The following is a 9,410-nucleotide window of genomic DNA, read 5'->3' as shown; positions in this document are numbered from 1 at the left end:
CCGGTGACGACGTTCAGTATCTTGTACTCCATGCGATTGGCGACCGCCTGCGAGCGCGAAACAAAGAACGCGGCGAGATCCTTAATCTGCGCATCGGTGAACGCGAACTTCGGCATGCCCTGGGCGGGGCGACCGTTCAGGATGACGGGGCCAATCTCTTTACCGGTTCCATCGTCGTGGAGCACCAGGACCGAATGCACCAGATCCGGGCCGGAGTTGCCGCCGGTCGCATTGGTTCCGTGGCAGAAGCCGCAATTACTGACGAAAAGCTTCTGGCCGCGATCGACGGCGGCGGGATCTGGCGGGGCGCTAAGACCGAAGAACGTCTGGGCGTAATTAGCGCGACGTGCCGCTGCCGGGGCTGGAGAACCGGTTGGTGGTGCTTGAGGCTCCTGCGCCGCGGCCATGGTGAGGGAGAGTAGAACAACAGGAGCGAACAGGGAAACTGTCTTGAGATTCACGGGGTAACGGTCGGTTTACCGAATTTTATCAAGACGGGTTTTCTCGACCTGTAAACACCACCGCAAACTCGTAATGGCTGCCAACTTCAAAAACGACACCGAACTTCACGACCACCGAAAACCGCATACCGCGCCGCGCGCGCAAGCAAGCTGGCGCTCCGGAAGGATCCCTTACGAATGCCTTCGCTCCGCGCCGAAACCTAGGCTCGGGACCTGCTTGCTGCCAATCCTGAGCCCTTCGTCAGTGGTGCGCTTTACCGCGGCTACTTCTTCACCTTCGGCGGCACAATCGCATCCTTGGCGCTCTTGGCGATCCGGAATTTAACCACCTTCTTCGCCGCGATCTTGATGCTTTCGCCGGTCGCCGGATTTCTTCCCATGCGAGCCTTCCGGTCCACCTTCACGAGACGGCCGATGCCCGGCACCACAAACACGCCGTTCTTCTTGACCTCCTGGACAGCAATCTCGCTCAGCGACGTGAGGAGCATCTTGGCGGTCTTGGTCGGCAGCTCGCAAGCTTCGGCGATCGACCGCGTGAGTTGGGTCTGAGTCATTGTTGTAGCCATTAGCCCATTATACGCGTGAAAACAGGACGCGGAAAAAATGTTTTGGCTGAGTTTCGCGATCGATGGCTTGATGGGTCTCCGCGCGGTTGATGCGACACTTAAACCGCATGTATCGGCAGGTCGCGATGTTCTGGGCGGCAGCGGTCGGGATCGTCCTGGCCGGTTATTGGCTCTGCCTGAAATTCCTGTTTCCGGGATACTTCGCGCCTCTCTCCGCATTTCACGTGGACTTCTATGACTACGCCGCGTCCGCGGTCCATCCGTACTCGATTCTCCTCACGCGCTATTCCCGGCCGGCGTCTTTCGCGGTCGCAAAGTTTCTGGCCGACGCCGGATTTCCGACGCTACTGGCCGGCGAGATTGTCATCGCGCTATTGAGCGTGCTCTTAACGTTAGCTTTTGCGCAACGTACGCTTGGTCTCTACTCCAATAGGGTTCTTGCGCCGTTTGCCATTTACGTGGTGGTTCTTTTCGGGCATCCCGAGTTCTACGCCGTGCACCGGCACGATCTGGCGGCGGAATCCGCTTACCTCTTTCTGCTGCTCGGTCTGCTCGCTTGGTTGGCATTCGTGGATGCTCGGAGAACTCTAGGTCCGGCCCGTAGGGTGATCCTGGCCATAGGTGCGGTCTCTTGCACCGCTATGTCCGCCTTCTCGAAAGAGACTTATTTCGTAGCAGCCTTGTGCCTGTTAGCCGGACTAGCATTCTCAGGTCGGCAGAACCGGCGGAGTCACGCAGCTTTCTTCGTCTTATTGGTCATTCTGGTTTGCTGCAGTTACGCCTGGAACCGGCACATCGGCTGGCCTCCTGCGAATGTTAGCTCGGATTATAAGATGAGCCTCGCTCTCTCAGATCTCGCCCGCACTTATTACTTCTACCTTCGTCACTTCCTCAACCCCGCATTCATCCTACTTCCGTTGATCGGAATAGCTACGGTTGCGCGCGATCGCTCTCGTTTCGTGCTCGGTTGCGCTTTTGTGCTTGCCGGTTTGGCCGTTTTCATCCCGCATGCGATCCTTCCCAACCATCTCGACTCGGAGTATGCGTGGCTCGCAGCTCCTTTGTTTCTCGCCCCGGTGCTGCTGATAGGTAGACCGGCGCGCCCGATGCGGTTGAGTTTTCTGAACCTTGTCACGGCAGTCGTCGCGGTACTTGTTATCGCCGGCCCCGGTGGTTACTGGTGGACTTATCAGACGCCGGCGGAGCGATGGTTTGTAGAGCAGGATCGAAAAGGCGCAGCTATGGTCCAATCCCTTAACCGGTTGCGAGCGATCCCGCGGCCGTCGCGGGTCTTGGTGGTCGGCCTCGAAGACACTTCCATACCTTGGGAGGCGGGAGACTTCCTTCACGACGAGTTCGGCGATCGAATCTTATGGTCTGTAGTGCTCCCGGAGTCGATCGAGTACCGCCGAAGCAGCCCGCTAGCGGACTTTCCGCATGCTGCCGATTTGAAGCTCGAGAACTTCGACCGCATAGCTACCTTTAATTCATCGGATCGATTGCTGAACATCCAGCCCGTTGCGGCGATCCCCGCTTCTGAGGTTCGTAGCGAAGTCATTGTTCCAGCGCTGAAGCCGCTACTCGAACAGGCTCGTGCGAGGCCTCATGACCCGAAGTCTTTACTTGCAAGCGCTCAGATAGCAATTAACTGGGGTCTCTGGGCGGATGCAGAGAATTTTCTGGGCGAGGCGAAACGCGACGGTGCGCCGGATGCAACCACCGCACCACTCTTGACTCAAATACGAGCGGCAGTCGCGAAAGCAGCCGCAAACCCGCACGAAGTTACCCTCGTTGCACGGCCGGATCATGTCATTCAGCCGGACGGCAGCGGTCTAGGCGAAGTAGAGCTATTCTGGACCGTCCCAGACGGCGTGGCGTCCGAGGTTCACGTAAACGCGCCCGATGGAGCCTTATTCGCGAGGAGCAGCGGATCCGGCCAGGCGCGTACGGGTAAATGGGTCAGCAACGGTATGCAGTTTTTTCTGCAAGATGTCAGCGGAGGCAAGCCGCTAACTAAGGAGCACACGCTGTCCAGAGTGCAGGTCCGGCTCAGTCGCTGACTAACGGCCACCCGACAACAATTCCCGCTGGTCCTCTAGTAGCTTTGTGAAGTTTCGCTTACTTCTATATTGCAATCTTAGCTCATCTAAACGCCGGGTGAACTCGTCCATGCGATTGGCTCGTTTCATTGCACCGGCTGCTTTGATCAGTAACTCGACCGGCTCCTCATAGCGCGAATTTCGACTGATCTGCAGCAGATTGCCCGCAAGCCTCAGATAGACTGAAGCCGCGTCTTCGGGACGATCCTTCTCCCGCGCTTCCGCAAGCCGAAGCCAGAGGCGATCGAAGCATCCCCCGGTTTCGGCTTCCCGCCAGGCTTCTTCAAGTTTGCGCTCATGGAGAAATATCTCCACCAGCAGCGAGCGATCGCCCTCTGCTATGTTCCAAAAACTTCGGCCTTGCGCCCTTACTAGCTGGTTAGCCCGCGCGATCCTAGCCCGTACCTCGGAAACCGCCCGTTCCCTCCATTCCGGCCAGACTCCCGCTCGCGTTGCGTGTCGTTCCAGAGTCTGATAACTCGTCAGACCGGGACGCTCGATAAACATGGCCCACAGGAGTTCCATAGCTTCGCTGTCGCGGCCTTGTCCGTGATACTGGTCGGCTACGAATTCGCGGAGCCTGCTGCCGGTGTGGACCGGGAAGGCGCCCAGCCCTTGCTCCGGAGTGGGAGAAAGTGATCGGTTGCGCATCAGCGGACCAACTTGCGGCGGTTTCACGCCGAGAAGTCCAACGATCACGCGCTGCCGGATCAATCGATGAATTTGCAACGCCAGGCGCGCCTTACCCATTCTCGGTCAGAATTCAGCAAACCAAGATACGCAAAGATTTTGCGTGTTCCATCCGTTGAATGTGTCGCGACGTCGTTTACTAACCTATGCGGAGTCTTTCGACGCTTCCATAGCTTCCGGCTTGAAGAACCACAGCCAAAAGTACTGAGTACCGGCTCCCTGCCGGTATCTTAGCTCAAACCCGCTAGCGTGAGCCATCTCAACCGCATCCTGGTCGGTGAAATGAACGCCCTGCCATGTATCGGCTTCGCCTTCGGTTAAAGGAACACCCTGCACCTGAAACTTGAACAGCCCTCCCGGCCTAAGAACCCGATGGACTTCTCGCGCATAGCTGTAAATGATCTCGCGGCTCGGAATGTGTTGGAAGACAATAAACGAAAAAGCAAAATCTATCTGGAGGCCGCCCCCCCGGAGCACCTGCAGGTCCGCGCCGCTGTTTTGAAACAAATGGACATTGCCCAAATCGGCGAGCGCCTCTTTCGCTTTCGCGATCATTTCGCCGCTGATATCGACAGCGTAAACTTCGCCGAACACCTCGGCAGCCGCGCGGGTCATCCGCCCGGCGCCGCAGCCGATCTCGAGTACCTTCATATCCTTCGGACCCTTACCTTGGCAGACGTTTCCGAGGTCAGTAAGGATCTCGAAGAATAGGTTCAGGCGGCCGGAGTTGAAGAATTCTTCGGTGTTCCATTCGTCGTTGGCCGTCGCGATGAAATGGCGCGCATTCTCGCGCGCGCGTTTGTCCCATTCGCAGCGCATCCGTTCCAGCACATACGGATCAAGTTCAGCAGGCGACATGATTAGTCGCGCGGACTCTCCGCGGTAAACTCCGAACAGCAAGGCTTAGTTACCGGTTGAAACTCCATGAGTTCCACGCGCGTGCCATCCGGATCATAAAGATTCGCCTGCCACTTACCATCCTTACCCATCTGCGGGCCGTCGTGCCTCGGACTCAACCGGTCTTCTCCGAATAAGGTCGTCATCGCCCCTTCCATGTTCCGAACTCCTAAAGAAAAGTGGTTGAGGACTCCTAACTCACGCTGATCTACTTTCGACAAAGGCGTTGTAGAGCCGTCGCCAACTAACATATATTCGAGCCAGTCATGCCCATCCGGAACCTGTTGCGACACCCAGTCCAGATGGTCCGGATGCATCGCTCCGAACCAGTAAGGCCGGAATCCGAGAACGTCTTTGTAGAAGTGATCTTCCGCGGCCCTGCTATTTACCAGATAACCGACATGAATGATTCGACTACTGATCGGCTTGGCGTCCGGCATCGGAATCGAGTTGCCAGGCTGAATAAATTGAACTTGATTTCCTTCCGGATCTTTGGTCTGAAACCAATGGCTTCCGTCAGCACCCGTATGAAGCTCGCTCACGCCATTCACACTGCGGTTACGCAGGTAACGAAGTAATCCCCCGGCATCCGGAGTGTTGTAAGCTACGCAAGCCATCCTGCTGATACCATGCTCCGCGGGTAACGGCAGAACCTCGACGAACTGAGTGGGGCTGAAGTAATAGCGCGTTCCGTTTGCGTCTTGCGGGTCGGAACCTTTCTGCGCCCCGAGTATGTGGCCGTAGAAATGGTCCGCGGCACTCGCGTCGCTGGTGTACACACACATATGGGAGATTCCGGTGATCGCCGGCCGGCTTTGCGCGGAAGTAAATGGAGCCGCAGTTAGAAGCGTAAAGACGCAGACGAAAGTAGATCGGTAGAAGGACATAGTGACTTTGAATTCAGAATCGAATTCTACATCACTAGGGGTTCGTCACTGCGACCAGGGATTCAGAACGGCAACCTGGGCGCGTGCAAAGTCGTTCGCGTTGCGCGAAACTACAGTCAGGTTGTAGTGAAGCGCCGTCGCCGCCAGAATCCCATCGACGACTGCCACGGTTTGTCCGCGCCGCTTCGCTTCTCCGGTAAGGGCGCCCCAACGGTCGGCAATCGCGCGGTCGATGCCAAGTATCCGCTTGTGGAAGCGGTCCCGCAGGTCGATCTCCAGCCATGTTTCCAGCTGCGTTCTTCGCTTGCCCTGTTCGAGATTCGCCAATCCTTTCCGAATCTCGCCCAGAGTCATCACGCTGAGAAAGAGAAGCGACTCGTCGACCGACTCGATCCAATCCGCAACCTGCGGGTCAGGTCTGAGTTTCACCGCTTCCGAAACGCAGTTCGTATCGAGCAGATATCCGCTCACAGTTCGATGTCCCGGCCCTCATCGCGATCGCGCTCAAAATCGAGTTCGAGCCCCACCAGCGGAGATTCGCGGAAAAACTGCATCAGACTCTTCGACTGGCGCGATTGATGGACCAACCGCTCGTATTCTTCTTCTGACACCATGACGACGCCCTCCTTGCCCTGTCGCGTGATCCGTTGCGGTCCCGTGGTGCGCGCCAATCGGAACACGAGACTGAATTTCGCCTTCGCGGTCTGAATCTGCCAACCACCCGAAGGCTCAACCTCTTCTTGTTCTTGCGGTCTCTCCAAAGTCTCAATCATATATCCTAACCAGTCTGACTAGTTCTACCACACGCCCCGCCTAAAGTCAACCACCCTGCTACAATCCGGACGGCGTGCGACCCGACACCTTCCACGAGCGCGTGACCGCGTCCCTCGATCGCTGGAAAATGATTCCCCACGACGCGCGCCGGATCGGAATTGCCGTGTCCGGCGGCGCTGATTCTGTCGCCCTGCTGCGGTTTTTTCACGCCCTCGCGAACCAAACCGGCTTCGAACTCGTCGTTTTACATGTGAACCATCAACTGCGCGGCGCCGAATCGGATGCCGACGCGCGGTTCGTTTCCAATCTCGCCGAAACCCTCAACATCCCGTGCGAGGTAGCGGAGCTCCCCTTAGCCGGCAACGAGAACCTCGAGCAGGAGGCCCGCGACCTCCGCCGCGCCTGGTTCCGCAACCGCATGCGTGCGCTCAACCTCGATCGCGTCGCGCTGGGCCACACCGCCTCCGATCAAGCCGAAACGGTCCTCTACCGATTCCTTCGCGGAGCCGCCACCGCCGGTCTTTCCGCCATCCGGCCGGTCACTGACGACGGTTTGATCCGCCCGTTCATCGCATGTACCCGCGACGAAGTTCGCGAACAACTCGCGCCTGGAGACTGGCGCGACGACTCATCGAACCGGGATCCGGCGTTCGATCGCAACCGGATCCGTCAGCAACTCCTTCCGTATCTGCGGGATAACTGGAATCCGCAGATCGAAAATGCACTCTCCACGACGGCTGAATGGGCCCAGGACGAAGAGGCCTACTGGCGCACAATCGTGCACAACCTCGCCCAGGAACACCTCAGCCCGCCCCACGGCGAAAGTGCCCAAATCTGCACAACCGAGGCCTTGAACGCGCTGCCTGTAGCCGCCGCGCGCCGGCTCATTCGCCATGCGATTGAACAGATTCGCGGCGACCTGCGCTCCATTGAATTCGCTCATGTCGAACGAATTCGCGCCCTCGCGGCCCAGCCGGAAGGCGCCGGACGCCTCCAGATTCCCGGCGTCGATATCATGCGTTCGTTCGGCTGGCTTCGTTTCGCAACACCGAACGCTTACTCGGGAGAGCGCCATTTTTCAGCCAAGGTGACAGTTCCGGGAGAAATCCGGCTCCCGGAGTCGTCTTCCGTACTGATCATCCGCGAAGTGCTACCGAAGCCCGCGTCAGAAAGTCTATATAATGAGATGTTAAGGTATGTTGACGGAGACCGTCTTCCCGGTTCGATCGAACTGCGCACCTGGCAGCCGGGGGACCAGTTCCGGCCGGTCGGCAAGCGATCCGAGGTGAAACTGAAAACCCTCTTTCAAGAGGCGAAAATCCCGCTGTGGGAGCGGCGCACATGGCCCGTTCTGGCCATTGGCGATTCGATCGTCTGGACTCGCAACTTCGGCGCCGCCGCCGACTTTGCCGCCGGGCCAGATACCTCGCGGCCGATGTCGATCACTGAACAGGTAAACAACCGGAATCAGGATCCGGGCCCCGTACGTCTATAAGGTTGGGATCGCGCTTTCCTGTAAGCGTCGGCCTCATGCGGAGATAGAGTGAACTCTAATATCAAAACGATCATTTTCTGGGCGGTGCTCATTTGCGTCGCCGTGTTGCTGTGGACGGTCGTCCATTCCGGCCATGGGAAGCCGGAAAAGCAGATTAGCTACACCCAGTTCATGGGCGAAATTGAGAAAGACAACGTCAAGAACGTCGTCGTCACCGGCTCGGAAGCTAAGGCCGATTTCGTGAATGAGAACGCTTCGTTGCGCGTTCAATTGCCGGTCTATTATCAGGACGTCATCAAAGCTCTCGACGCCAAGCACATCAACGTCGAGTTCAAGGATTCGAATACGACTCCCTGGGTCAGCGTGCTGATGAACTTCTCGCCGTTCATCCTGCTCATCGCTTTCTGGATTTTCATGGTGCGCCAGATGCAGAGCGGCGGCAATAAGGCGCTCAGCTTCGGCAAGAGCCGGGCCCGGCTGCACTCCAGCCAGCAAAAGAAAGTCACCTTTAAAGATGTTGCCGGTGTGGAAGAGGCCAAGGAAGAGCTGCAGGAAATTATCGAGTTCCTCCGCGAGCCGCAGAAATTCCAGAAGCTCGGCGGCCGCATTCCCAAAGGTGTGCTGCTGATCGGGCCTCCGGGTACCGGCAAAACCCTGCTCGCCCGTGCGATCGCCGGCGAAGCCAGCGTGCCGTTTTTCTCGATTTCCGGTTCCGATTTCGTCGAGATGTTCGTGGGCGTGGGCGCCAGCCGCGTCCGCGATCTGTTCGAGCAAGGCAAAAAGAACGCGCCGTGCATCGTGTTCATCGATGAAATTGACGCCGTCGGACGTCATCGCGGCGCCGGTCTCGGCGGCGGTCACGATGAGCGCGAGCAGACCCTGAACCAACTGCTGGTCGAGATGGATGGCTTCGAATCCAACGAAGGCGTGATTCTCGTGGCCGCCACGAACCGCCCGGATGTGCTCGATCCGGCTCTGCTGCGCCCCGGCCGTTTCGATCGCCGCGTGGTCGTCGGCCGTCCCGATGTCGGCGGACGCGAGGCGATCCTCAAAGTACACACCAAGAAGATTCCGATGGGCGACGATGTCGATCTTTCGGTTCTCGCTCGTGGCACACCAGGTCTCGCCGGCGCCGATCTCGCCAATCTGGTGAACGAAGCCGCGCTGAACGCCGCGCGTCAGAATCGCAAGCTGGTCATGATGGTCGATTTCGAGATCTCGAAGGACAAGGTGCTGATGGGCGCCGAGCGCAAGTCGATGATCCTGTCCGAATCGGAGAAGCGGACCACCGCGTATCACGAAGCCGGCCACGCGGTCGTCGCCTCCATGCTGCCCAACGCCGACCCGCTGCACAAGGTTTCGATCATTCCCCGCGGCATGGCCCTCGGCATCACCATGCAGCTGCCGATTGACGATAAACACAACTATTCGAAAGCTTATTGCGACGATCAACTCGCCATCCTGATGGCCGGCCGTATCGCCGAAGAGAAGTACCTCAACCAGATGACCACCGGGGCAGGGAACGACATCGAGCGCGCAAC

At 58.2% G+C, this 9,410-nt stretch carries 10 protein-coding genes; 3 read left to right on the top strand and 7 right to left on the bottom strand.

Annotation, left to right across the window (positions count from 1 at the left end):
* Together H1Y01_RS11815 and H1Y01_RS11810 are read right to left on the bottom strand one after the other, a co-directional pair.
* Positions 1-461 (bottom strand): c-type cytochrome (locus H1Y01_RS11815; protein ID WP_219341483.1); only part of this gene is annotated, 461 nt, incomplete at its 3' end.
* A gap of 263 nt (positions 462-724) precedes the next feature.
* A complete protein-coding gene (locus tag H1Y01_RS11810) occupies positions 725-1,027 on the bottom strand; it encodes an HU family DNA-binding protein (RefSeq protein ID WP_180540724.1) in 303 nt (100 codons plus the stop codon).
* A gap of 107 nt (positions 1,028-1,134) precedes the next feature.
* Here H1Y01_RS11810 and H1Y01_RS11805 point away from each other — a divergent pair, with 107 nt between their 5' ends.
* A complete protein-coding gene (locus H1Y01_RS11805; RefSeq protein WP_180540723.1) occupies positions 1,135-3,087 on the top strand; it encodes a hypothetical protein in 1,953 nt (650 codons plus the stop codon).
* On the opposite strand, the gene H1Y01_RS11800 is transcribed toward H1Y01_RS11805, so the two are convergent.
* The 5 genes from H1Y01_RS11800 to H1Y01_RS11780 form a co-directional block, all read right to left on the bottom strand.
* Positions 3,088-3,876 (bottom strand): hypothetical protein, encoded by a 789-nt coding sequence (locus tag H1Y01_RS11800; RefSeq protein WP_180540722.1) that lies wholly within the window; start codon positions 3,874-3,876, stop codon positions 3,088-3,090.
* 84 nt (positions 3,877-3,960) lie between these two features.
* Positions 3,961-4,674 carry a class I SAM-dependent methyltransferase gene (locus tag H1Y01_RS11795; protein WP_180540721.1) on the bottom strand — a complete coding sequence of 238 codons (714 nt, stop codon included), beginning with the start codon at positions 4,672-4,674 and terminating at the stop codon, positions 3,961-3,963.
* A 2-nt stretch (positions 4,675-4,676) separates the two neighbouring features.
* Complete coding sequence (locus H1Y01_RS11790) at positions 4,677-5,600, bottom strand: VOC family protein (RefSeq protein ID WP_180540720.1); 924 nt, start codon at positions 5,598-5,600, stop codon at positions 4,677-4,679.
* A 45-nt stretch (positions 5,601-5,645) separates the two neighbouring features.
* The gene (locus tag H1Y01_RS11785) at positions 5,646-6,071 is read right to left on the bottom strand and encodes a type II toxin-antitoxin system VapC family toxin (protein ID WP_180540719.1); all 426 of its coding nucleotides are present in this window, start codon (positions 6,069-6,071) and stop codon (positions 5,646-5,648) included.
* Positions 6,068-6,361 (bottom strand): type II toxin-antitoxin system prevent-host-death family antitoxin, encoded by a 294-nt coding sequence (locus H1Y01_RS11780; protein ID WP_219341482.1) that lies wholly within the window; start codon positions 6,359-6,361, stop codon positions 6,068-6,070. The genes H1Y01_RS11785 and H1Y01_RS11780 overlap by 4 nt, the downstream gene beginning before the upstream one ends.
* 86 nt (positions 6,362-6,447) lie before the next feature.
* Between H1Y01_RS11780 and tilS the strand changes: the two genes are divergently transcribed.
* Complete coding sequence (tilS, locus tag H1Y01_RS11775) at positions 6,448-7,869, top strand: tRNA lysidine(34) synthetase TilS (protein ID WP_180540717.1); 1,422 nt, start codon at positions 6,448-6,450, stop codon at positions 7,867-7,869.
* A gap of 48 nt (positions 7,870-7,917) precedes the next feature.
* Positions 7,918-9,410: ATP-dependent zinc metalloprotease FtsH (gene ftsH, locus H1Y01_RS11770; RefSeq protein WP_180540716.1), on the top strand; the 1,493-nt coding region annotated here is incomplete at its 3' end.

Origin of the sequence: Nevskia soli (genome assembly GCF_903970205.1) — a bacterium.
Lineage (GTDB): Bacteria > Acidobacteriota > Terriglobia > Bryobacterales > Bryobacteraceae > Bog-113.
Note: the sequence above shows the minus strand (reverse complement) of the source record. Positions and strands in the feature narration are given on the sequence as shown.

Coding starts and splice junctions, on each gene's coding strand:
- H1Y01_RS11810 (WP_180540724.1), bottom strand. CDS start 1,027: ATGGCTACAACAATGACTCAGACCCAACTCACGCGGTCGATCGCCGAA.
- H1Y01_RS11805 (WP_180540723.1), top strand. CDS start 1,135: ATGTATCGGCAGGTCGCGATGTTCTGGGCGGCAGCGGTCGGGATCGTC.
- H1Y01_RS11800 (WP_180540722.1), bottom strand. CDS start 3,876: ATGGGTAAGGCGCGCCTGGCGTTGCAAATTCATCGATTGATCCGGCAG.
- H1Y01_RS11795 (WP_180540721.1), bottom strand. CDS start 4,674: ATGTCGCCTGCTGAACTTGATCCGTATGTGCTGGAACGGATGCGCTGC.
- H1Y01_RS11790 (WP_180540720.1), bottom strand. CDS start 5,600: ATGTCCTTCTACCGATCTACTTTCGTCTGCGTCTTTACGCTTCTAACT.